At 66.5% G+C, this 22,214-nt stretch carries 26 protein-coding genes; 13 read left to right on the forward strand and 13 right to left on the reverse strand.

All coding sequences use genetic code 11. The features are described 5' to 3' along the window. Nucleotides 1–53: 53 nt before the first annotated feature. Nucleotides 54–1,052 carry a polyprenyl synthetase family protein gene (locus KUV26_RS10410; RefSeq protein WP_222508284.1) on the reverse strand — a complete coding sequence of 333 codons (999 nt, stop codon included), beginning with the start codon at nucleotides 1,050–1,052 and terminating at the stop codon, nucleotides 54–56. A gap of 57 nt (nucleotides 1,053–1,109) precedes the next feature. Between KUV26_RS10410 and KUV26_RS10415 the strand changes: the two genes are divergently transcribed. The 3 genes from KUV26_RS10415 (at nucleotide 1,110) to KUV26_RS10425 (ending at nucleotide 2,496) form a co-directional block, all read left to right on the forward strand. Beyond that, nucleotides 1,110–1,325: a DUF2007 domain-containing protein gene (locus KUV26_RS10415; RefSeq protein WP_222503460.1), complete on the forward strand. Its 216-nt coding sequence runs from the start codon at nucleotides 1,110–1,112 to the stop codon at nucleotides 1,323–1,325. Continuing rightward, entirely contained in the window at nucleotides 1,322–2,116 is a 795-nt protein-coding gene (locus KUV26_RS10420) for a tRNA1(Val) (adenine(37)-N6)-methyltransferase (RefSeq protein WP_222508285.1), read from the forward strand. Before KUV26_RS10415 ends, KUV26_RS10420 begins: the two co-directional genes overlap by 4 nt. A 206-nt stretch (nucleotides 2,117–2,322) precedes the next feature. Further along, nucleotides 2,323–2,496 (forward strand): YdcH family protein, encoded by a 174-nt coding sequence (locus KUV26_RS10425; protein ID WP_222503462.1) that lies wholly within the window; start codon nucleotides 2,323–2,325, stop codon nucleotides 2,494–2,496. 117 nt (nucleotides 2,497–2,613) lie between these two features. Here KUV26_RS10425 and KUV26_RS10430 read toward each other — a convergent pair whose 3' ends face one another. Together KUV26_RS10430 and KUV26_RS10435 are read right to left on the reverse strand one after the other, a co-directional pair. Then, nucleotides 2,614–3,477, reverse strand: coding sequence for a DMT family transporter (locus KUV26_RS10430; RefSeq protein WP_222508286.1), 864 nt, complete (start codon nucleotides 3,475–3,477; stop codon nucleotides 2,614–2,616). Beyond that, nucleotides 3,474–4,421, reverse strand: coding sequence for a transcriptional regulator GcvA (locus tag KUV26_RS10435; RefSeq protein ID WP_222508287.1), 948 nt, complete (start codon nucleotides 4,419–4,421; stop codon nucleotides 3,474–3,476). Before KUV26_RS10435 ends, KUV26_RS10430 begins: the two co-directional genes overlap by 4 nt. Before the next feature lie 113 nt (nucleotides 4,422–4,534). Between KUV26_RS10435 and KUV26_RS10440 the strand changes: the two genes are divergently transcribed. Further along, nucleotides 4,535–4,684: a hypothetical protein gene (locus tag KUV26_RS10440; RefSeq protein WP_222503465.1), complete on the forward strand. Its 150-nt coding sequence runs from the start codon at nucleotides 4,535–4,537 to the stop codon at nucleotides 4,682–4,684. A gap of 91 nt (nucleotides 4,685–4,775) precedes the next feature. Here the strand turns inward: KUV26_RS10440 and phbB are convergent, their stop codons facing one another. The 8 genes from phbB to KUV26_RS10480 form a co-directional block, all read right to left on the reverse strand. Continuing rightward, nucleotides 4,776–5,498, reverse strand: a complete 723-nt coding sequence (gene phbB, locus KUV26_RS10445) for an acetoacetyl-CoA reductase (protein ID WP_222503466.1) — start codon at nucleotides 5,496–5,498, stop codon at nucleotides 4,776–4,778. 188 nt (nucleotides 5,499–5,686) lie between these two features. Further along, the gene (locus tag KUV26_RS10450; protein WP_222503593.1) at nucleotides 5,687–6,862 is read right to left on the reverse strand and encodes an acetyl-CoA C-acetyltransferase; all 1,176 of its coding nucleotides are present in this window, start codon (nucleotides 6,860–6,862) and stop codon (nucleotides 5,687–5,689) included. A gap of 374 nt (nucleotides 6,863–7,236) precedes the next feature. Then, nucleotides 7,237–8,073 (reverse strand): EAL domain-containing protein, encoded by an 837-nt coding sequence (locus KUV26_RS10455; RefSeq protein WP_222508288.1) that lies wholly within the window; start codon nucleotides 8,071–8,073, stop codon nucleotides 7,237–7,239. A gap of 125 nt (nucleotides 8,074–8,198) precedes the next feature. Further along, nucleotides 8,199–9,131, reverse strand: a complete 933-nt coding sequence (locus KUV26_RS10460; RefSeq protein WP_222508289.1) for a sterol desaturase family protein — start codon at nucleotides 9,129–9,131, stop codon at nucleotides 8,199–8,201. Continuing rightward, entirely contained in the window at nucleotides 9,128–9,526 is a 399-nt protein-coding gene (locus tag KUV26_RS10465; protein WP_222508290.1) for a hypothetical protein, read from the reverse strand. Before KUV26_RS10465 ends, KUV26_RS10460 begins: the two co-directional genes overlap by 4 nt. A gap of 123 nt (nucleotides 9,527–9,649) precedes the next feature. Further along, nucleotides 9,650–9,991, reverse strand: coding sequence for a hypothetical protein (locus tag KUV26_RS10470; RefSeq protein WP_222503470.1), 342 nt, complete (start codon nucleotides 9,989–9,991; stop codon nucleotides 9,650–9,652). A gap of 94 nt (nucleotides 9,992–10,085) precedes the next feature. Next, the gene (locus KUV26_RS10475; RefSeq protein ID WP_222508291.1) at nucleotides 10,086–10,442 is read right to left on the reverse strand and encodes a hypothetical protein; all 357 of its coding nucleotides are present in this window, start codon (nucleotides 10,440–10,442) and stop codon (nucleotides 10,086–10,088) included. A gap of 66 nt (nucleotides 10,443–10,508) precedes the next feature. Next, nucleotides 10,509–11,096 carry a TlpA disulfide reductase family protein gene (locus tag KUV26_RS10480; protein ID WP_222508292.1) on the reverse strand — a complete coding sequence of 196 codons (588 nt, stop codon included), beginning with the start codon at nucleotides 11,094–11,096 and terminating at the stop codon, nucleotides 10,509–10,511. 20 nt (nucleotides 11,097–11,116) lie between these two features. Here KUV26_RS10480 and argH point away from each other — a divergent pair, with 20 nt between their 5' ends. The 5 genes from argH to KUV26_RS10505 all read left to right on the forward strand — a co-directional run bounded on the left by argH (nucleotide 11,117) and on the right by KUV26_RS10505 (nucleotide 17,485). After that, nucleotides 11,117–12,511, forward strand: a complete 1,395-nt coding sequence (argH, locus tag KUV26_RS10485) for an argininosuccinate lyase (protein WP_222508293.1) — start codon at nucleotides 11,117–11,119, stop codon at nucleotides 12,509–12,511. Nucleotides 12,512–12,565: 54 nt separating this feature from the next. Next, the gene (locus tag KUV26_RS10490; RefSeq protein WP_222503474.1) at nucleotides 12,566–12,742 is read left to right on the forward strand and encodes a hypothetical protein; all 177 of its coding nucleotides are present in this window, start codon (nucleotides 12,566–12,568) and stop codon (nucleotides 12,740–12,742) included. A gap of 92 nt (nucleotides 12,743–12,834) precedes the next feature. After that, nucleotides 12,835–12,987, forward strand: coding sequence for a hypothetical protein (locus KUV26_RS10495; protein ID WP_222503475.1), 153 nt, complete (start codon nucleotides 12,835–12,837; stop codon nucleotides 12,985–12,987). 544 nt (nucleotides 12,988–13,531) lie between these two features. Beyond that, on the forward strand, nucleotides 13,532–14,797 hold the full coding sequence (gene lysA / locus KUV26_RS10500) for a diaminopimelate decarboxylase (RefSeq protein ID WP_222508294.1): 1,266 nt from the start codon (nucleotides 13,532–13,534) through the stop codon (nucleotides 14,795–14,797). A gap of 48 nt (nucleotides 14,798–14,845) precedes the next feature. Further along, the gene (locus KUV26_RS10505; protein ID WP_222508295.1) at nucleotides 14,846–17,485 is read left to right on the forward strand and encodes a TIGR02302 family protein; all 2,640 of its coding nucleotides are present in this window, start codon (nucleotides 14,846–14,848) and stop codon (nucleotides 17,483–17,485) included. A 71-nt stretch (nucleotides 17,486–17,556) separates the two neighbouring features. Here the strand turns inward: KUV26_RS10505 and KUV26_RS10510 are convergent, their stop codons facing one another. Further along, nucleotides 17,557–18,498: a zinc-ribbon domain-containing protein gene (locus KUV26_RS10510; protein WP_222508296.1), complete on the reverse strand. Its 942-nt coding sequence runs from the start codon at nucleotides 18,496–18,498 to the stop codon at nucleotides 17,557–17,559. 207 nt (nucleotides 18,499–18,705) lie between these two features. On the opposite strand from KUV26_RS10510, the gene KUV26_RS10515 reads away from it, so the two are divergent. From KUV26_RS10515 to KUV26_RS10530, 4 genes are read left to right on the forward strand one after another with little or no spacing between them, the layout of a single operon-like run. Beyond that, nucleotides 18,706–19,383, forward strand: a complete 678-nt coding sequence (locus KUV26_RS10515; RefSeq protein WP_222503479.1) for a cell division ATP-binding protein FtsE — start codon at nucleotides 18,706–18,708, stop codon at nucleotides 19,381–19,383. Further along, a complete protein-coding gene (locus tag KUV26_RS10520; RefSeq protein ID WP_222503480.1) occupies nucleotides 19,380–20,279 on the forward strand; it encodes a cell division protein FtsX in 900 nt (299 codons plus the stop codon). The genes KUV26_RS10515 and KUV26_RS10520 overlap by 4 nt, the downstream gene beginning before the upstream one ends. Continuing rightward, complete coding sequence (locus KUV26_RS10525) at nucleotides 20,276–21,025, forward strand: lysophospholipid acyltransferase family protein (RefSeq protein ID WP_222503481.1); 750 nt, start codon at nucleotides 20,276–20,278, stop codon at nucleotides 21,023–21,025. Before KUV26_RS10520 ends, KUV26_RS10525 begins: the two co-directional genes overlap by 4 nt. Continuing rightward, nucleotides 21,003–21,608, forward strand: coding sequence for a pyridoxamine 5'-phosphate oxidase family protein (locus KUV26_RS10530; RefSeq protein ID WP_222508297.1), 606 nt, complete (start codon nucleotides 21,003–21,005; stop codon nucleotides 21,606–21,608). Before KUV26_RS10525 ends, KUV26_RS10530 begins: the two co-directional genes overlap by 23 nt. Nucleotides 21,609–21,663: 55 nt before the next feature. Here KUV26_RS10530 and KUV26_RS10535 read toward each other — a convergent pair whose 3' ends face one another. Then, complete coding sequence (locus KUV26_RS10535) at nucleotides 21,664–22,194, reverse strand: hypothetical protein (protein WP_222508298.1); 531 nt, start codon at nucleotides 22,192–22,194, stop codon at nucleotides 21,664–21,666. Nucleotides 22,195–22,214: the final 20 nt, after the last annotated feature.

Raw genomic sequence — 22,214 nt, forward strand, 5'->3', positions numbered from 1 at the left:
AAAATACTCCGGGGTGAGGCCGCAAGGCCGAGGGGCAGCGCCCCTCAGACCTCTTAGTTCAGCCGCGACACCACGTAGTCCGCGAGATCGCTCAGCATGCTGCGGATCTCGTTATCGGGCAGCACCTCCAGCGCCGTCCGCGCCTTGGCGGCCCAACCGAAGGCATCCTCGCGGGTGGCTTCCAGCGTCTTGTATTTGGCCATCAGCGCCAGCGCCTGCTCCAGGTCGCCATCCTGCTGCTTGCCCTTCTCGATGGTGCGGGTCCAGAAGGCGCGCTCCTCGTCCGTCGCCTGCGCCACCGCCTTGATCACCGGCAGCGTCAGCTTGCGCTCGCGGAAATCATCGCCGACGTTCTTGCCTGTCGCCTTGGCGTCGCCCTGGTAATCCAGCAGATCATCGGCAATCTGGAACGCGATCCCCAGCGCATCGCCATAATCAAACAGCGCCTTCACCTGCTCTTCGGCTGCACCGGCAATCACCCCGCCAATCTCGGTCGCGGCCGAGAACAGCGCTGCGGTCTTGCCGCGCACCACCTGCAGATAGACATCCTCATCCGTCTTCAGGTTCGAGGCCGCGGTCATCTGCAGCACCTCGCCCTCGGCAATGGTGGCGGAGGCATTGGCGAGGATGTCCAGCACCCGCAGGCTCTCCGTCTCCACCATCAGCTGGAAGCTGCGGGCAAACAGGTAGTCGCCGACCAGCACCGAGCTCTTGTTGTCCCACAAAAGGTTCGCGGTGGGGCGGCCGCGCCGCTGGGCGCTTTCGTCCACAACATCGTCATGCAGCAGGGTGGCGGTATGGATGAACTCCACCGTCGCCGCGAGTTTCAGGTGATGGTCGCCCTCGTAGCCGCACAGCCGTGCCGCCGCCAGCGTCAGCATCGGCCGCAGCCGCTTGCCGCCGGCTTCGACCAGATGCGCGGTCACTTCGGGAATGCGCGGCGCGTGTTTGGAGGCCATCCGGGTGCGGATCAGCGCATTCACCGCTTCCAGTTCCTGGCTCAGCGCTGCGGCCAGCATCTCATGCGGCTTCCTGGTCATCACTTGGTCCATCACTTTCCCGCTCGCAAGTCTCGACAAGGGGGATGCCTTGCCCTTAGATCCATCCCCATGAAAGAGCTTCTGCGCAGCACCGATCCGACGATCATGGCCTTTGCCTCCGCCCTCCTTGAGGGAGAGGATATAGACTGCTTTCAAATGGACGTAAATATGAGCATCCTGGAAGGCGGGATCGGAATTTTCCCGCGCCGTCTGATGGTTCGCGAGGATGACTACGACGCCGCCCTGGTGGTGATGCGCGACAACGGCATCCCGCTGGGACGATGAGCGGTTTTGCAGAGCATGAGCTGAGCTGCAACGGGTTCCTCGGCGGCAGGGTGCAGCTGTGGCAGCCTGTCCGCGGCTACCGTGCCGGCGTGGACCCGGTGCTGCTGGCGGCGGCGGTTCCCGCCCGTGCAGGGGAGAAGGTGCTGGAGCTCGGCTGCGGCGCAGGCCAGGCGCTGCTGTGCCTGGCGTCGCGGGTGCCTGGGCTGGCGCTCACCGGGGTGGAGCTTCAGCCGCCCTATGCCGCGCTTGCGCGGCGCAATGCGGCAGCCAACGGCCAGACCGTCGACGTGTTCGAGGCCGACCTTTCGGCCCCGCCGGAGGCGCTGAAGCAGCGCCAGTTCCATCACGTCATCGCCAACCCGCCCTATTACAAGGCCGGCGCCCACAGCCAGTCCAGCGACGGCGGCCGCCAGGTGGCGCTGGGGGAAGGCACGCCGCTGACGGAGTGGATCGCCACCGCCGCCCGCCGCCTCGCACCGAAGGGCTATCTGCATATGATCCAGCGGGCTGACCGGCTGCCGGACATGCTGGCAGCCTGCGGCGGCGGCCTCGGTTCGCTTGAGGTGCTGCCGCTGGCCCCGCGCGCAGGCCGCGCCGCGGAGCTGGTGATCTTGCGCGCACGCAAGGGCGGGCGGGCGGATTTCCGGCTGCACGCGCCGCTGATTCTGCATGAAGGCACCCGGCATGAGCGTGACGGGGAGAGCTACCGGGCCGAAATCCGCGCCGTACTGCGCGATGGCGCCGCGTTGCCCTGGCCGGGCCAGAGCGGTTTCCCGGCGGCGCAAACTTAGTGGCGGTGCATGCCGGATTCAACCTTTGGAGAATCCAAATCTGCGGGTTTCTGCAAAAACGCGCTAAGCCCTGCGGCAAAATGCGCGGCACACGGCCGATATGAAAATTTCATGACAAAAATCGTGCGGCTGCAGCGTGACAGACGCGTGCACATGTGCTCCACTCTTTAAGTCAAACACATCTAGCTCAATAAAGGAGGGTTGCCATGAGCCTCAGCTCGCATCTGACCGAACTTAAGAAGAAGCACGAGCATCTGAGCATGGAAGTGGAACAGGCCCAACGATCGCCTAGTACCGACGATCTGAAAATCGCAGCAATGAAAAAGCAAAAGCTGAAGCTGAAGGAAGAGATCACCCGCCTGACTGCTGAAGCCGTCTGAAGAGTTCCGGCCGGGGCGGATCCCGGCCATTTATCCGGAGGGCCTGCCAGCGCGGCGGCCCTCCTTTCGATTCCGGACTATGGTTTCGCACCGTTCAGGCGGGCATTCCGCGCCAGGTCACTTGCCGGCACTGGCCCGCGCCGCAATCAGCGCCCCGCCGGTGATCAGCGCCGCCGCCAGCGCCAGCCCCCAGGAGGCCGCGGCGATGCCCGCCAGCACCAGGATCAGCGTCGACAGCAGGGGCGCGGCATAGGAACTGGTTCCGAGCATCTGAATGTCGCCCTGCTTGACGCCGATGTCCCAGACGTAGAACGCCAGCCCGACGGGGCCGAGGCCGAGGAGCAGGGTGGAAACCCAGCCCAGCGTGCCTGCCGGCCAGACGGTTTCCTCCAGCGCGAAATGCAGCCCCCAGGAGGCCACGGCGGTGGCCAGGCAGAACACGGCAACCGAACTGGTCGGCGCCCCGCCCATCAGCCGCGACAGAACCGAGTAGCCGGACCATGTGAGCGCGCACAGCAGCGCCAGCCCGTAGCCCGGCAGAAATTGCGCCTCAAAGCCGCCGCCGCCGCCGGAAATGATGGTGGCCGCCCCGGCAAAGCCCAGGACTGCACCGATCAGGTGCCCCGCCTTGAGCCGCTCGCCTGGCAAGAGGCCAGAGAACAGCACGATCAGCAGCGGCCACAGGTAGGCGATCAGCCCGGCCTCTGCCGCAGGCGCCAGCCGCAGCGCCGAAAAATACAGTGCGTGATAGCCGAAGAGGCCCAGCGTGCCGAAGATATAGACCCGCACCGGCACATGGCGCAGCTGCTTCAGCTTGCCCGACGCTGCGGTCCAGATCATCCCCAGCGTGCCGCCGATGGTGAAGCACAACGCATTCAGCAGCAACGGCGGCGCGGGCTCCGATCCGACGGTCAACAGCGCCAGCAGCGCCCACAGCAGAACAGCGATGAAGCCGATGGCGGTCGCGCGGGTCTTGGTCATCGGGGGTGAAGATCCTGAATCGGGATAATTTTAAAGTCGTCCCACATATGCGCGGTTTTCTCGATCTCTGCAAAGTACCAGTCGCGGAAGGCTGCGATCTGCGGCCGGTCCTTGGCCTCCGGCAGGCACAGGAACCGGAACCGGGCTTCGGACTGGATGGCGATCTTGAAAGGCGCGACCAGCCGCCCCTCGCGCACGTCCTTGATGATCAGCGGCCGCCGCCCCAGCGCCACGCCCAGGCCGGCGCAGGCCGCGTCAATGGCATGGTCCGGCGCGGAAAAATGCGTGCCGCTTCCGGGGGTGAAGCCGGTCCCCGCCGCCTGGAACCAGGCGGGCCAGTCGCAGCCCGGTGCCACCTTGCTGAGGGAATCGTCAAAGATCAGCGGTGCGCCCTGCAGCGACTCGGGGGTTGGAAACCGCTCGTGCAGCTCCGGCGTCATCACCGGCGTCAGCCAGTCGGGGCGGGTGCCGTAGGAGGCCAGCCCGGCATCGTCTGACACCCCGAAACGGATGGCCACATCGACGTCGCCGCGCCGCAAGTCCACCACCTTGAGCGAGGCCGACAGCCGCAGTTCGATCTCCGGGTGGCTGCGGGCGAATTCGAACAATCGCGGTGCCAGCCATTTCGCCGTCAGTGCGGGCCCGGCGGTCACCGTCAGCGTGGTCTCGTCCAGCAGCCGCCGTGTGCTTTGCCAGGCCTGGCCCAATGTGCGGAACCCTTCGGCAGCGCCCGGTGCCAGCGTCTCCCCCGCCTCAGTCAGCTCCACCGCACGGTTCAGGCGGCGGAACAGCGGCTGGCCCAGATGCTCTTCCAGAGATTTGATCTGAAAGGACAGCGCCGCGGGGGTCACGTTCAGCTCCTCCGCCGCCTTGGCAAAGGACATGTGGCGGGCGGCGGCGTCAAACGCGCGCAAAGCGGTGAGAGGAGGGAGTCGATCAGTCATATTCACATAAGTATACCTTAACTGAACGCTGTAAAAGACTCGTTTGCCGGTTTGACGGGACATCCTCATATTGGAAGCAGGTAAAGGATACTGATCTGATAAGGAGGCCGAAGATGCTGGAATACTCTGCTGATGCCGCCGTGAAGTCCGCCATGGCCCGCGCCCACGCCGAACGCGGGCAGGTGCTGAAACAGGCTTGGACCTGGCTGTTCGGCAAGCGGCCGGCGCCAGCGCTTCGCCCCAAGGTTTCCCGCTGGGCCTGAGCGCGCTCTTTTTCGAGAAAAGGCACTTACGGGATAGGAAAAGGGCCGGTCCATGTGGACCGGCCCTTGCCGTTCGGGCTGAGCAAGCAGCTCAGACGAAGAACTGCGCGCCGTTGGCGGAAATGGTCGAGCCGTTGATGAAGCCCGAGTCGTCGGAGGCCAGGAAGGCGACGCAGCGGGCGATCTCTTCCGGCTCGCCCAGGCGGCCCGCCGGGATCTGGCCGATGATCGACTCGCGCACCTTCTCCGGCACCGCCATCACCATCTCGGTGGCGATGTAGCCGGGGCAGACCGCGTTGGCGGTAATGCCGGCGCGGGCGCCTTCCTGGGCCAGCGATTTCACGATGCCCAGGTCGCCGGCCTTGGTGGCGGCATAGTTCACTTGCGCGAACTGGCCTTTCTGGCCGTTGATCGACGAAATCACGATGACGCGGCCGAACTTGCGCTCGCGCATGCCGGGCCAGACCGGGTGCACGGTGTTGAACACGCCGGTGAGGTTGGTGTCGATCACTTCCTGCCACTGCTGCGGCGTCATCTTGTGGAACGGCGCGTCGCGGGTGATGCCGGCGTTTGCGACCACGATGTCGATCGGGCCCAGCTCTTCTTCGACCTTGGCAATGCCGGCGGCGCTATCCTCGTAGCTGCCGACATTCCACTTATAGGTCTTGATGCCGGTTTCCTCGGTGAATTTCGCCGCGGCTTCGTCATTGCCGGCATAAGTTGCCGCCACCGTGCAGCCCTGCGCCTTCAGCGCCTGCGAGATTGCTGCGCCGATGCCGCGGGAACCGCCGGTGACGAGTGCAGTACGTGCCATTCAAGAATCCTCCAGTTTGACTTCTTTGTAATCTTGCTACAGTTTCGGTATCGCCTGCGCAACAATATTGCGTCGTGAAATTTCTGCATCGCCGCAATAAATTGTCGCACCTGCGAGATACCGCTGAATTGTAAAAGAAAAAGGGCGCCCCGAAAGGGCGCCCTTCGATATCAGCAATAAGGCGCCACTTACGGGCGCTCCACGCACATGGCAACGCCCATGCCGCCGCCGATGCACAGCGTGGCCAGGCCCTTCTTGGCGCCGCGGCGCTTCATTTCGAACAGCAGCGTGTTCAGCACCCGGCAGCCGGAAGCGCCGATCGGATGGCCGATCGCGATGGCGCCGCCGTTCACGTTGACGATTGCCGGATCCCAGCCCATGTCCTTGTTCACTGCGCAGGCCTGGGCGGCAAAGGCTTCGTTGGCTTCGACAAGATCCAGGTCATTGACCGACCAGCCGGCCTTCTCCAGCGCCTTGCGCGAGGCATAGACCGGGCCGACGCCCATGATCGACGGGTCCAGACCCGCGGTGGCATAGGAGGCGATGCGGGCCAGAGGCTCGATGCCGCGGCGCTCGGCTTCATCGGCGCTCATCAGCAGGGTGGCGGCGGCGCCGTCATTGAGGCCGGAGGCGTTGGCCGCGGTGACCGAGCCGTCGCGGGTGAAGGCCGGGCGCAGCTTCTGCATCGCTTCGATGGTGGCGCCGTGGCGGATGTATTCGTCCTGGTCCACGGTGATGTCGCCCTTGCGGTGCTTGACCACAAACGGGGTGATCTCATCGGCGAACTTGCCCGCCTTCTGCGCCGCTTCGGCCTTGTTCTGCGAGGCGACGGCAAACTCGTCCTGCTGGTCACGGGAGATCTGCCACTGCTCGGCCACGTTCTCGGCGGTCTGGCCCATGTGGTAGCCGTTGAAGGCATCCCAAAGGCCATCGCGGATCATGGTGTCGATGTAGCTCATGTCGCCCATTTTCTGGCCGGCGCGCAGATGCGCGGCATGGGGGGACAGGGTCATGTTCTCCTGGCCGCCGGCCGCCACGATGGAGGCATCGCCCAGCTGGATGTGCTGTGCGCCCAGGGCGACGGCGCGCAGGCCGGAGCCGCAGACCTGGTTGATGCCCCAGGCAGCGCTTTCCTTGGGCAGGCCCGCGTTGATGTGGGCCTGGCGGGCCGGGTTCTGGCCCTGGGCGGCGGTCAGCACCTGGCCCAGGATGGTTTCGGACACTTCGGATTTGTCCACGCCAGCGCGTTCCACCACGGCTTCCAGCACCGCGGCGCCCAGGTCATGAGCGGGGGTGTTGGCGAACGAGCCGCCAAAGGAGCCGACGGCGGTGCGCGCGGCGGATGCGATTACAACATTGGTCATTGATTTCTGGTCCTCTGCCATCAAGTCAGGTTTTTCCGGTCAAGCCTGGCGCCTGCACTTTTGGGCGGGCACGCAAGAATCTTTCCCGGTCACTCCGGATACCGACATAATCTATTGCTGCACGTGCAGCAATTGACAGCGTGTCTCAGGGGGTGCGGCAGAGTCAACCGCGAGATACGTCCCGGATGGCAGGATTTCCGTCAGCCGGGACCGGTGATGCTGCAAAGCAGCAATGCCGGCGGCGGCACGGGCATGCCGCCCGGGACGGCAATTCCCCCGGGAGGACAGCCGCAACGGGCTGTCCGCAGGCGGGGAAAGCCTGGCCGCTGCCAGACGATGAGGGCGGCGGGTATCCCCTGCGCGCCGGTCCGGGCTCAGCCGGCCTCCTGGCGTTTCATGTCTTCGATCCAGGGCGGCGTGACAGAGGGCGCGCCGAAAAGGTAGCCCTGCAGGCAGTCGACGCCGTTTTCCACCAGAAACTCCGCATCGGCCGGGCTTTCGACCGATTCCGCGACGATGAACATGTCGAACTGTTTGGCGATACCGATCAGGGCGCGGACCACCGACTGGTTGTCGTGGCTGGCATGGATGCCGCGCACGAACTGACCGTCGATCTTGACCGCGTCAAAGAAGAACTGTCGGAAGTGGCCGATCGCAGTGGTGCTGGCGCCGAAATTGTCCAGCGCGAAGGCAATCCCGTGCTGCTGCATCCGGCCCATGAAATCAGTCACCAGTTCCGGTGCCGCCATGGCGGAGGCTTCGGTGATTTCCAGCACCAGTCGCTCGCCCAGGGTGGAATCGCGTTTCAGGAACCGTTCCAGCACCTTGTTCCAGCGCTGATAGCCGATGGAGCGGGCGGACATGTTCACCGAGAGCCGGATCTGGGAATATTTCTCCAGCGCCTTCAACCCGTGCTGCAGCGCAAGGCAATCCATTTCACGGCCGATTTCCTTGTCCTCGACCACATGCATGAATTCGCGCGCGGGGATCACGCGGCCGGTTGGATCCAGCACCCGGATGTACCCCTCGTAAAAGGCGACCCCGTGCGGCGCCATCGCCTGCATCACCGGCTGATAGGCCAGCACCGTCTGATTGTGACGCACCGCTTCGCCTACCATGTCCAGCGTGGAGCGGTCGCGCCCGGCCACCGCCGCATTCAGCGGGCTGTCGGCCCCTTCGGGAAGATCTGCCTTGGCGTTTCGTCTGGTCATGTGCTGCTGGAACCCTGGTTACGGCAATGTTGCGGACAGTATGATGCTCCCCGCAGGGTGCCGCAAAAGGGTTGAGACGGAATTAAAGATCAAATTTGATTGTTCTGGCGGACGCCGGGCAGGCGTCAGCCGCCAAAGCCGGGGGTGCCCGCGTCTTCCGGGTGGCGCGCCAGGTGGGCGGCCTTGATCCCGGCAGAGGTGTCGCGGCTGCCGTCATGGCTGTAGCCGGGCGGCGCAAAGGCATAGAGCAAGCGCTGCTTCAGGGTCAGGCCGGGCTGGGCCATGTCCTTGAAAATGCCGATCCACTCATGGAAGGCGACGCGCAGCGGATTGAAGGTGGCGATGTTGTGGACCAGCCCGTAATCGGGGCGGTCGTGGTCCTGTTCCGGCACAAAGGTGCCGAACATCCTGTCCCAGACGATGAACACGCCGGCATAGTTGCAATCCAGATAGCGCGGATTGCGGCCGTGATGGGCGCGGTGGTGGCTGGGGGTGTTCATCACCGCCTCGAACCAGCGGGGCAGGCGGCCGACCGCCTCGGTGTGGATCCAGAACTGGTAGATCAGATTGAGCCCGCCGCAGAACAGCACCAGCGCCGGATGGAAGCCCAGCAGCACCATCGGCGCCTTGACGGTCATCATGAAGGTGAAGGTGCCGGTCCAGGTCTGCCGCAGCGCGGTGGTCAGGTTGTAGTGTTGGCTGGAGTGATGATTCACGTGCGACGCCCAGACCCAGCGCACCCGGTGGCCGAGCCGGTGCACCCAGTAGTAGCGCAGATCGTCCAGAACAAAGCAGGCCAGGATGGCCCAGATCGAGGTGCCCATGTCCAGCGGTGTCAGCTCCCACAGGGCCATGAGCAGCGCCCAGGCGATGAAGCCCAGCAGCAGCCCCTCGGCGACGCTGCCCGCGCCCATGATGAGGGAGGTGACGGCATCGCGGGTCTCATAGCGGCCGCCGCGTTTCTTCACGGCGATCCACAGGAATTCGGCCAGGATGGCGGCGATGAAGAACGGAACCGCCAGCTGGGTCGCGTCCGGGTAGGAAATCTGTCCGGTCATGCGGCCTCCGCGGTGGCTGCGATCTGTGCCAGCCAGTGGCGGCGCTCCCCTTCCGGCAGGGGCAGGGCGAGGCTAGGGGCCGCGAAATCGTTGAACGCGAAGTGCAGGCCGTCAGCGGTTTCGCGGACCTGGCCGGCCGTCAGACGGCGGCCAGCTGTATCGGCGCCGAAGGCCCAGAGCAGCCCGGGGCCGTTTCCGGTCAGGATCAGCGCGGCCTGTCCGCTGGCGGCGGGCAGCACCTTGATAACGCTGTCGCCGGGAAAGTGGCGCAGCCAGGCCGTGCGGGCGCTGCCGGTGCCCAGAACGGCCTGCCGGGACCGCCCGGTCAGGTGCAGCAGCAAGGCTATTGCGGATATCCCGCCCGCAACCAGGGCCAGCAGCAATTCCAGCGGCATGAACGTCCTCCCGCGGGCAGAGTGGCGGCCCGCCGGAAAGCTGTCAAAGGTGGCGTGGGGTCAAGCGCACGCGCGCCTGTCCCCTGGCCGGGGCACAGGCGGCAGCCGCGGCAGGCCCGGAGCCTACATCGCTGCCGCGGCGCTGCGGGGGCGCGCCAGGACCTGCATCTGCACCACCCGCTCGACGAAGGGCACCAGCCCTTCGGGGCCGGAGGCGCGGTCCTTGAGGTGGATGCAGACGTCCGGACGCAGTGCGGCGATGATGCCGATCAGGTCGCCGCGGATCTGGTCATCCAGCCCGGCGCCCATGATCACGCATTCGATGCGCGGCTCGTTCTCCAGCTGGCGCACCACCTCGGGCTGGTCATGCGCGCCCAGCCAGTGGATCGGCAGATGGTCCAGCTCTTCAGCCACATTGCCGATCACATGCGGCAGCTTTCCGATCAGTAACACAACAGGTTTCATTTCACTCTCCACCCTATGCCAGGGCGCCTTATCTGGACGTCCCTCCGTTTACAGGTAGTGCGAAATTCTGCCGGGTCAGGTGGTGCAGGCGCGCTCAGAATGAATAGGTGACCGATTTGCCTTTGCCCTTGTTCCGCGTGAAGGTCACGGTGTTGCCGTCCAGCGAAACCGTCTGGCAGTCCTGCGGCAGCTGGGTGTTTCCGATATAGACATTGCGGCAGACAAAGCGCTTGTTCCAGACCCAGGCGCCGACAATTTTTTCCCCCTTGCTCGAAACCCCTGTCAGCTTGCCGTCCGCGCCGACAACAATCCAGCTGTTCCCGGAAACAAGTTTCTTGCCGGCAACAGCCGCGACAAAATCGCTTTGCTTCTTGATGGCCCCGGCGCTGGCCGGCGCTGCGGCAGCAATGCTGAATGCCAGGGCGCAGGCAGTCAAATGCAGGATTCTCATGGGGGTCCCTCCCGGCTTACTTGTTAACAGAACACCGGGAGAGTGTGTCAGATCAGGCCGGATTTTTCAATTGGAGGCTGTGGATCCGCCGCTTGGCTCTCCGATCATCGCCTGAACGATCGCCTTGGCGCTGTCCGAGTTCCACTCGGCGTCGCCCAAGAGCCGCGCCACCTCGTTGCCGTCGCGGTCCAGCAGCACCGTGATCGGCAGGCCGATCACCGCCATCTCCCGCGCCAGCGCCTGTTTCGGGTCCTGGTGGCGGGGCAGGCTGTTGATGCCGTTCTCGTCAAAGAACTTCTGGATGCCCGCGGGGGAGTTGCGGCCGGTGGCGATGGTCAGCACCTGAAAATCCTCGCCGCCGAACTCCTGCTGCAGCTCCTCCAGCTGCGGCATCTCCTTGCGGCACGGTGCGCACCAGGTGGCCCAGAAGTTCAGCAGAACCACTTTGCCGTGGTAGTCGGCTAGGGTCGCGGTGCCGGCGCCGTCTGCCAGATCGAACGCGGCAGCAGAGACCGGTTTCGGCTCGGCATGCACCACCAGTTTCTTCATCGAACCTTCGCGCAAGCCTTCCAGAAGCGCGGGGTCCGCCGCCGCCGCGGCATTTGCACCCAAGGTCAGGGCCATATAAAGGGAAAGCTGACGAAACAGACGCATATTATCTCCGGGATTCCACCATGACAGATCAATCCTCGAACCAGATGTGGGGCGGCCGCTTTGCCGCTGGCCCGGACGCGATCATGGAGGCGATCAATGCCTCGATCGGGTTCGACAAGCGGATGGCAGCGCAGGACATTGCAGGCTCCAGGGCCCATGCGGCGATGCTCGCCGCCACAGGCGTCATTACGGATAATGATGCCGAGGCCATTCGGGAAGGGCTGCTCACCGTTTTGTCAGAGATCGAGGGCGGAACCTTCCGGTTTTCCACCGCACTGGAAGACATCCACATGAATGTGGAGGCCCGCCTGAAAGAGATCATCGGCGAGCCTGCGGGCCGTCTGCACACCGGCCGCAGCCGCAATGACCAGGTGGCGACCGATTTCAAACTCTGGGTGCGCGACCAGCTGGACGCGGCGGAATCGGGCCTGCTGGCGCTGATCCGCGCGCTTCTGTCGCAGGCTGAGGCAGGGGCGGATTGGGTGATGCCAGGCTTCACCCACCTGCAGACCGCGCAGCCGGTGACCTGGGGCCACCATATGATGGCCTATGTCGAGATGTTCGGCCGCGATCTGTCCCGCGTGCGCGACGCCCGCGCCCGGATGAACGAATCGCCGCTGGGCGCCGCCGCGCTGGCCGGCACCTCCTTCCCGATCGACCGGGAGATGACCGCCAAGGCGCTGGGTTTTGACCGCCCGGCAGCAAACTCGCTGGATGCGGTCAGCGACCGCGACTTTGCGCTGGAGTTCCTGAGCACCGCCTCGATCAGCGCCGTGCACCTCAGCCGCTTCGCTGAGGAGCTGGTGATCTGGTCCTCCGCCCAGTTCCGCTTCGTAACGCTCAGCGACCGCTTCTCCACCGGCTCGTCGATTATGCCGCAGAAGAAGAACCCGGACGCTGCCGAGCTGATCCGCGCCAAGGTGGGCCGGATCTTCGGCGCCAACACCGCGCTGATGATGGTGATGAAGGGGCTGCCGCTGGCCTATTCCAAGGACATGCAGGAAGACAAGGAGCAGGTCTTTGATGCTGCCGACAACTGGATGCTGGCGCTGGCGGCGATGGAAGGCATGGTCAAGGACATGACCGGCAACCGCGAGTCGCTTGCCGCCGCGGCGGGTTCCGGCTTCTCCACCGCCACCGACCTGGCCGACTGGCTGGTGCGGGTGCTGAAGGTGCCGTTCCGCGACGCCCACCATGTGACCGGCACGCTGGTCGCGATGGCCGAAAGCCGCGGCTGCGACCTGCCGGACCTGCCGCTGGCCGACATGCAGGGCGTTCACGAAGGCATCACCGAGGACATCTTCTCTGTGCTCGGCGTCGAAAACTCGGTAAACTCGCGCATGTCCTACGGCGGCACCGCGCCCGCCCAGGTGCGCGCGCAGATCGCCCGCTGGCAGGGCATCCTGGCGGGCTGATCCCGCCGGCGGGATCCGCCCGTTGAAGGCCGCTGTGCGGCAAGGAGGCAGACAATGCGCAACATGATCTTTGCTTTGCTGGGGCTGGCGGTGCTGGCGGCCTGCGGCGCTGATGGCGAGCCGGTGCAGCCGACCCTGAACGCAGGTGTCGGCGTCGGCAGCGGCGGCGTGCATCTCGGCGGCGCGGTGGGCCTTCACAAGGGACCCGTCAGCGTCTTTCTGGGCTTCTAGCCGCCGGCGCTCTTGATGCGGCGCTGCCGAACAACCATTTCGGAACCGCCCCGCCGTCAGGCCGGGGCGGTTTTGGTTTCAAGGATATTGCAATGAAAGCAGCTCTTGTTGTTGTGGCCCTGCTGGGCCTGGCCGCCTGCGATACCGGCGCTCCGGCGTCCAACCCGCCGCAGCCTTCCGAACCGGCCGCGACCGGCGTGAAAATCTCCGGCTACGGCCGGGTTGGAGTGTCCGGCTCGTTCTAGCAAACACGGGCTATACCCGGTCCGGGCCGCTGTCCCGTCCGGTTGCTGTCTGCTTCGGTGCGTTCCGTATCTGATAGGCAGAACGTCAGCGATTGGAAATGGCGGCGCCGCCAAGGAGCGGAGGCGGGACGGGAGGGTTGCTCCCGCACGCGAAACGTCGTCATTGCGTGCCCGTGCCAATGGGCCCTGTTCCTGGGTGCCGGGGGTGTCAGGCCCGGCGGGTGACCGCGATCAGGGCTTACTCTGCCAGTCCGGGTTTAGAATGCGGTGACAGGGGCGTGCGCCGGTTGCGCAACACCATATGCGTTGCGCTTGCCGCGGCCGCCGCGCCGTGAGTATTCTTGCAAAGTAGAAGAGACATGTTGCGCTGCTTCTTTGCCGGAATACTCGCCCCCCGCCGCGCGGCAGCGCGGCGCTTGGCCCAACGGGCGCGGGCGCATCTTTGATGCGTCTGCGGCGGGCGGGAGTGCTGCCTTGTTGCAGCTGCGCGGCCTGAGCCGGAATCATTTGATCCATCTGCCCCTTTTGCCCTAAACGCGGGGGCATGGATCATTTTCTCTACCGTGACGGCGCTCTTTGCGCCGAAGACGTTCCCATCTCCGAGATCGCCGCGGCGGTGGGCACCCCGTTCTATGTCTATTCCACCGCCACCCTGCTGCGCCATTTCCGGCTGTTCGACGAGGCGCTGGAGGGCACCGACCACCTGGTCTGCTTTGCGATGAAGGCGGCCTCCAACCAGGCGATCCTGAAGACCCTGGCGCAGGCCGGCGCGGGCATGGATGTGGTCAGCCAGGGCGAATACCTGCGCGCCAAGGCGGCGGGCGTGCCGGGCGACCGGATCGTGTTTTCCGGTGTCGGCAAGACGGCAGAGGAAATCCGCGTGGCCCTGACCGGCGGCATCCGCCAGTTCAACGTGGAATCCGAACCGGAGATGGAAGTGATCAGCGCCGTGGCTGAGGAGCTGGGAACGTTGGCGCCGATCACCATCCGGGTCAACCCGGATGTCGACGCCAAGACCCACGCCAAGATCGCCACCGGCAAATCCGAGAACAAGTTCGGCATCCCGATCGCCCGCGCCCGCGAGGTCTACGCCCGCGCCGCCGCGCTGCCGGGGCTGGAGGTGGTGGGGATCGATGTCCACATCGGCTCGCAGCTGACCGATCTGGAGCCGTTCCGGCTGGCCTACCAGAAAGTGGCGGAGCTGACCGAAACCCTGCGCACTGACGGTCACGATATCCGCCGCCTCGACCTCGGCGGCGGCCTCGGCATCCCATATGAGCGGTCCAACTCGGCACCGCCGCTGCCGGTAGAATACGGCCAGATGGTCAAGGAGACCCTGGGGCACCTAGGCTGCGAGATCGAGATCGAGCCGGGCCGGCTGATCGCGGGCAACGCGGGCCAGCTGGTCAGCAAGGTGATCTATGTGAAATCGGGCGAGGGGCGCGATTTCCTGATCCTGGATGCGGCGATGAACGACCTGATCCGCCCGGCGATGTATGAAGCGCATCACGACATCATCCCGGTCGAGGAACCTGCCGCCGGCACCGAGAGCCGGCCCTATGACGTCGTCGGCCCGGTCTGCGAAACCGGCGACACCTTTGCCAAGCAGCGCGACCTGCCGCCGCTTGCTGCCGGGGATCTGGTCTCTTTCCGCAGCGCCGGCGCCTATGGCGCAGTGATGGCCAGCGAGTACAACTCCCGCCCGCTGATCCCCGAAGTGCTTGTGCACGGGGATCAATTCGCGGTTATTCGCCGGCGGCCGGACTATGAAGATATGATAAACCGCGATACCATCCCGGAGTGGCTCTGAAGCGATCCGGGCGTGATCCGGCGCGGGCCATCAGAACATGAGGCCCGTATGCCCTTTTACCGCCGAGCGGACCGACGGACTGACAGACAGGCCGATCCGGTCCTGAAATCCCTGCGCTGGCCCCTGGGCCTGACGCGGGCCGGCCTGGTGGCGGAGCAGGCCCTGCGCGCCTTCTGGCCGCTTGCCTCGGTGCTGATGGCGGCGCTGGCTTTTCTGATGCTGGGGCTGCACCAGATGCTGCCGGAGCGGCTGGTCTGGACCGGCGCGCTGGCGGTGCTGATTGCCGCCGCGGCGGCGCTGGCGCGGGGGGCATGGCGCTTCCGCTGGCCCGGCCGGGACGCGGCGCTGCGGCGGCTCGACCAGACCCTGCCGGGCCGACCGGTCACGGCGCTGCTCGATACCCAGGCGGTCGGGGCAGGCGATGCTGCCTCCGCCGCGCTGTGGCAGGCCCACCAGCGCCGGATGGCCGCAGCCGCGGCCAGGGCCAAGGCCCCGGCGCCCGATCTGAACATTACCGAGGCCGACCCCTATGGCCTGCGCTATATGGCCGGGCTGCTGCTGGCCGTGGCGGTGCTGTTCGGCTCGGTCTGGCAGGTGGCCTCGGTCAGGGAGCTGGGATCCGGCGGCCGCGCCGCGCTCAGCGGTCCCGCGTGGGAGGGCTGGGCGGAACCGCCCGCCTATACCCGGCTGCCGGTGCTGTATCTGAACGACCAGGGCGGAGAGGTCCTGAAACTGCCGGAGGGCAGCCGTGTCACCCTGCGGTTCTACGGCGAGGCCGGGGCGCTTGAGCTGGAAGAGGACGTATCCGGCCGCAGCGGCGAAGAGTCGCAGGCACCGGACGCCAGCCGGCAGACCGCGCTGGAAATTGATGTCACCCGCAGCGGGGGGGTTGCCATCAAGGGCAGCGGCGGGCGCAGCTGGGAGGTCGAGGTGATCCCGGACAACCCGCCCAAGGTGGCGGTGGCGGGCCAGCCGGCGCTGGAGAGCGACGGCTATACCAGCCTCGCTTTCGCAGCGCAGGATGATTACGGCGTTGCCGCGGGCCAGGTGCGGATCACCCTGGATCTGGCGGCGGTGGAGCGGCAGCACGGGCTGTCCGCGGACCCCGACCCGCGCGAGGCGCTGGTGCTGGATCTGCCGCTGCCCCTGTCCGGCTCGCGCAGGGAGTTCACCGAAAAGCTGATCGAGGATTTCGCCCGGCATCCCTGGGCCAACCTGCCGGTGGTGTTCACTTTCTCGGCTGTGGATGAGGCGGGGCAGGCTTCGGCCGCCGCGGGTTTTGGCAGTGAACTGCTGACCCGCCGCTTTTTTGACCCGCTGGCGGCAGCGGTGATCGAACAGCGCCGGGACCTGTTGTGGGCGCGCGCCAACGCGCCGCGGGTGGCGCAGGTGATCCGGGCGCTGTCACACAGGCCGCAGGAAGTGTTCCGTGATTACGGCGATTACCTGCGGCTGCGGACCATCCTGCGGCGGCTTGAGAGCTACACCCTCAAGGGAACCATTCCTGAACCGCGGCAGGCGGAAATCGCTGCCGCGCTGTGGGATCTGGCGATCCAGCTGGAAGAGGGCGATGTGGGCGACGCGCTGGAGCGGATGCAGCGGGCGCAGGAGCGGCTGAGCCAGGCGATGCGCGACGGCGCCAGCGAGCAGGAGATCGCCCGGCTGATGCAGGAGCTGCGCGCGGCGACCCAGGACTACCTGCGCCAGCTGAGCCGCCAGGCGGAGGCCAACGGCGAGATGATGGAGCCTGGCGATATGCCCGAGGACATGATGACCCTCAGCCAGGACGACCTGCAGGCGATGATGGACCGCATCCAGGAGCTGATGGAGCAGGGCCGGATGGCCGAGGCCGAGCAGGCCTTGCGCGAGTTTCAGCAGATGATGGAAAACATGCGGATGACGCGCTCGCAGCAGGGGCAGGGCCAGGGCAATGAGGGCCGCGAGGCGATGGAGGGTCTGGCGGAGACCCTGCGCGAGCAGCAGGGGCTGTCGGATCAGGCCTTCCGCGACCTGCAGGAGCAGTTCAATCCCGGCGCCCGCAGCGGCGAAAGCCAGGGCAACGAGGGCCGTGACGGCGGCCTGGGCCGCGGCCAGAGCCACCAGGGCGGCCAGGGCGGCGACCAAGGCGACGGTCAGGGCGGCGAGGGCGCAGAGAGCCGCAACCCCGATGGCCAGGGCGGTCAGGGCCGTGAACAGCCCGGGCAGGGCGGCTCGCTGGCCGACCGCCAGCAGGCGCTGCGCCAGCAGTTGCAGCGGCAGCGCGACGGGCTGCCCTATCTGGGCGGTGAGGCCGGCGAGGCGGCACGCGAGGCACTGGACCGTGCGGGCCGGGCCATGGAAGGCGCCGAGGAGGCGCTGCGCGGCGGCGACAATGCCGAAGCCATCGACCGCCAGTCGGACGCGATGGAAGCGCTGCGCGAGGGCATGCGCAGCCTGGGCGAGGCGCTTGCGCAGCGCCAGCAGCCGGGGCAGCAGAACGGGCAGCAGCCCTCAGCCACCGCACAGGGGGAACGGCTGGACCCGCTGGGCCGCAGCAACGGCCGGATCAACGATGGCGGCAAGGTGGGCGAGGGCACGGCCTACCGCCGCGCCTGGGACCTGCTGGAGGACATCCGCCGCCGGGCCGGCGAGCGGCAGCGCAGCGAGCGCGAGCGCAGCTATCTGCAGCGGCTTTTGGACCGGTTCTGAGTTATGGGCACCACCGGCGTCAGCCGGTCCTGCGGGCGGATCTGTTGCGCGGATTTGACGGTAACGCCTGGTTACTGTGTCGCGGTCACGGATTTGACCTGGCCGTCGAGCCACAGCCGGGCCTGATCGACCCACGCCACATAGCTGCTGAGCGCCGGATCCGCCTGCGGCAGCTTCTCGGCAATCAGGGGCGCGTTGTCATAGACCATCACCAGGACGAGCGCAGCGATTACCGACAGCGAAAACCCGCGGGCAAAGCCGCTCTTGCGCCGCACCGGGAAATCGTCCGGGGCAGGGTGCGGAGCAGGTGCCGCGCTGCCGGCCGAACGCAGGGTGGAATTGATCTCTTCGATATCCGGCAGCAGCTCCTTGCGAGAGCCGCTTTCGGCAGCGGCCAGCTGGCGCGGATCCTCACCGCGGATGCGGGCCATCCGGTCGCGGGCCTGGCGGCTGCGGCGGGCGGCCTCGTCCTCATGCGCGGCACCGCCGTCCAGCCCCAGGTCGGGCTGGGTTTCCAGGCTCTGGCTTTCCGCCGCCCGCAGTTCGGCCTCCCGTGCGGCCTCTTCGCGCAGGATGTCCGACATCGCCGGGTCCAGTGAACGCCCGCGCTGGGGGGCCTCAGCTGCCTGCGTGTCTTCGTGCCCGTCTTCTTCTTCGTCCTCGTCACGGGTGTCCGGCTGGTCACCGGCGAGCGCTGCAGTGCTGTCCTGCACTGGTGCAGCGGCGTCCTCGGGTTCCGGGTCCGGCTGCGGCGCGGGAGCCGGCTCCGGCCGGGAGGGCTCCTGGGCGCTGTCTTGCGGTTCCAGTTCCGGTTCCGGCCCGGCTGCCGCGGCCTGCGGAGCTGTTGCCGCCATCCCGGTGTCTTCGGGAACATCCTCTGCCGGGGCCGCGCCGGCAGCGGCCTGGAACCAGGTCTGGCCGCAGTTGGAGCACTGCACGTCCCGCCCTTCGGCAGGGATCACATCTTCCGGCACTTCGTACTGGGCTGCGCAGTTCGGGCAGGTCAGGCGCATCATGCTCTCCTCGGCACCATCCCGCCGCCCTGTCCGGCGGCAGGTTGTTTTTTAAGGGATTATAGGCATCCCCCGCCGCTGGTGAAAGTGGCAAATGCCGCAACCCGCCCGCCCCGGGTTTCCCGGCAACAGAGCCCCCATTGAAACTGCCGGCCCCTTGGGGCAAAACAGCCGGGTGCCAACAACGGGCGCGTGCAGGGGGCAGCAGTGATCGAGCTGGAGAATGTGGGCTACAACTACGGCGGCGGCGAGCTGCTGAATGCGGTGTCGGTGCAGTTGGCGCCGGGCTCCTTCCATTTTCTGACCGGCCCGTCGGGGGCGGGCAAGACCACGCTGCTGAAGCTCTGCTACGGCGCTTTGAACCCGACCGCGGGCCGGGTGCGGGCTTTCAACATGGATGTGCTCGGGCTGGACCGCGATCAGATGGCTTATTTGCGCCGCCGGGTCGGGGTGGTGCATCAGGACTGCAGGTTCCTGGACCACCTGCCGGTGATCGAGAACATCGCCCTGCCGCTGCTGGTGTCGGGCCGCGAGCTGGGTCACGAGGAAGCCAACCTGCGGGAGCTGCTGAACTGGGTGGGGCTCAGCGAGCGCGCCCATGCGCTGCCGCCAGAGCTGTCGGGCGGCGAACGGCAGCGGGCGGCGCTGGCGCGGTCGGTGATCCTGTCGCCGGATGTGATCATCGCGGATGAGCCGACCGGCAACGTCGATTGGGAAATGTCGCAGCGGCTGCTGCAGCTCTTGGTGGAGCTGAACCGGATGGGCAAGACCATCCTGGTCGCCACCCATGACCTGTCGCTGATCCGGGCGGCCAAGAACCAGGTGCAGGCGCGGGTGCTGCGGATTTCCAACCGGCAGTTGCAGCTGGCGGGGGCGGACCTATGACAGAAGGCAGGCTGCGCAAGCTGGTGCTGGGCGACACCCAGGCCGACCGGGTGGTGCCGCCGAGCGGTTTCACCGCCCAGCTGACCCTGTTCGTTTCCGGCGCGATGGCCTTCCTTGCGGTGTTTGCACTGGCGCTGTCGATGGCCTCCGGGCGGCTGGCGGACCAGTGGGCCTCGGAGCTGGCGCGGGCGGCCACGCTGCGCATCAACGCGCCGGCAGAGCAGCGCGCCGCCCAGACCGAGGCAGCGCTGGAGATCCTGCGCCAGACGCCCGGCGTCGCCGCCGCCCGGGCGCTGACCGGCGAGGAGCAGGCGGCGCTGCTGGCGCCCTGGTTCGGCTCCAGCGTGCCGCTGGGCGATCTGCCGCTGCCGCAGCTGATCGAGGTGACCGGCGACGATGCCGGCTATGACGCCCAAGGCTTGCGGCTGCGGCTGCAGGCAGAGGTGCCGGGCGCGGTGCTGGACGACCATACGCGCTGGCGCGAACCGCTGGTGGATGCGGCCCGCGCGCTGCGCCGGCTGGCCTGGGTGTCGATCCTGCTGATCGGCGGCGCCACCGCGGCGATGATCACCCTGGCCGCCAACGCGGCGCTGGCCGCCAATGCCCAGGTGATCGAGGTGCTGCGGCTGGTCGGCGCGTTGGACAGCTATATCGCCCAGGCCTTCATCCGCCGCTTCACCCTGCGGGCGCTGACCGGAGCCGCCGCCGGGGTGGTGCTGGGCATGATCGGCGTCTGGCTGATGCCGGAGGCCTCGGATGAGGGCGGCTTCCTGACCGGCCTCGGCTTTCAGGGCTGGGGCTGGCTGGTGCCGCTGCTGATCCCGCCGCTTGGGGCGCTGGTGGCCTTTGCCGCCACCACCCGTGCGGCCACCAAACGCTTGGGGGAACTGTCGTGAAAAATCCCATCCAATGGCTGCGTTCGCTCATATTCATCACGCAGATGTATCTGGCGATGCTGGTGCTGGGAATCGTGTTTGCGCCTTGGGCCGCGCTGTCCCCCAAGGGCGCGCGCATTGCCTGCAAGAGCTTTGCCCGCTGGGCGCTGTGGACCGCGCGCTGGATGGTCGGCATCCGCACCGAGGTGCGCGGCCAGGTGCCCGAGGGCGAAGTCATCATCGCCGCCAAGCATCAGAGCTTTCTCGATATCATCATCATCTTCAACGCGGTGCCCTCGGCCCGGTTCATCATGAAGCGCGAGCTGATGTGGACGCCGGTCATCGGGGTCTATGCCAAACGGCTGGGCTGCGTCCCGGTCGACCGCGGCAAGCGCGGGGCGGCAATCGCCAAGATGGTCAAGGATGTTGCCAAGGAGAGCAGGGAGCCCGGCCAGCTGATCATCTATTCCCAGGGCACCCGCGTCGCCCCCGGCGCCAGGAAGCCCTACAAGATCGGCACCGCGGTGCTGTACGAGGGGCTGAAACAGCCCTGCGTGCCCGCCGCCACCAATGTCGGCGTGTTCTGGCCGCGCACCGGCATCTACCGCAAGCCGGGCCTGGCAGTGGTAGAATTCCTGGAGCCGATGCAGCCGGGGATCGCCCGCGCTGCCTTCATGGCGCAGCTGGAAAGCCGGGTGGAGAGCCGCTCGGATGAACTGATGAGAGAAGCGGGATTTGAACCGGATGCAATACCTCAGCAGCATTGAAGACCTGGAGGCGCTTTACGGGACACCGGGAGCGCCTTCTTTACGCAAGGTGGCGCGGCGGATGACGCCGCTCTACCGCAAATGGATCATGGCCTCGAAACTGTGCATGCTGGCGACCGTCGGCCCCGAGGGCACCGACGACAGCCCGCGCGGCGACGACGGGCCGGTGGTGCAGGAGCTGGACCCCGAGACTCTGGCGCTGCCCGACTGGCGCGGCAACAACCGGCTGGACAGCCTGCGCAATATCGTGCGGGACGGGCGGGTGTCGCTGATGTTCCTGGTGCCGGGATCAAACAATGTGGTGCGGGTGAACGGCATGGCGCGGCTGACCGCTGATGCGGTCCTGCGGGCGCGGTTTGAAAAGCACGGCAAGCAGCCCGCCACGGTGATCGTCATCAGGATCGGTGAGATTTACAGCCAATGCGCCCGCGCCCTGCTGCGGGCCGGCACCTGGAGCGGTCAGGACGAGAGCGCTGGCCTGCCCACGATGGGTGAGATCCTGGCCGAGCAGACGGCAGGCGAGGAAGGTGGTGTGGAGTATGACGCGGCCTGGGGCGCCCGCGCAGCCAAAACCATGTGGTAACGCGCACGGGCGGCAGCCAGCCCAGCGGCGTTCAGAATTTCCTTGGCAAAAGTTTTCAGAAAGCTTTTGAGCGGGGGAGCGTAAGGCTGACCAGGCTTCCTGACCGTTCTCCCCGGTCAGGAAACATGTAAACGGATACGCCCCAGCGCTGAGGCGAGGCCGCTTTACCAGTCATCCATGCCCGGAACAGCACATCGTCGCCCAGGGTGGCCTTTGGGTCAAAGGCCAGGTTCGGGAAAGTCGCGGCCACAACCTGCTCGATGTCCGCGGCCAGCGCGTCGCCTTCGGCTTTTGTGAGCGCATGCGGCGCGTTTGTCGAAATGGAGCAGGTGTGTTCATCCAGACGGAGGTGGCTTGCCGAAACAGGATCTGTCCACCGCCGCTCCCGTGGCAACAGGTCATTCCTGACCAGCCCCAACCCTTCTGGCGGCGCACTGAGCTGACCGTGCGAAAATGGAACGCATATATCTGTGAAAAGCTGGACAGTGCGTTCAGGGCGGCTGGGTTCGTGCTGAAGCATACGGCCAAGCAGCAAACCTGCTGCGAGACCGGCTGCGCATAAGGTGAGCAATACCCTGAGTTTCAAACGCTGGTCCAGCCAATGAC

It is taken from the genome of Leisingera daeponensis, from assembly GCF_019801465.1.
GTDB lineage: Bacteria > Pseudomonadota > Alphaproteobacteria > Rhodobacterales > Rhodobacteraceae > Leisingera > Leisingera daeponensis_A.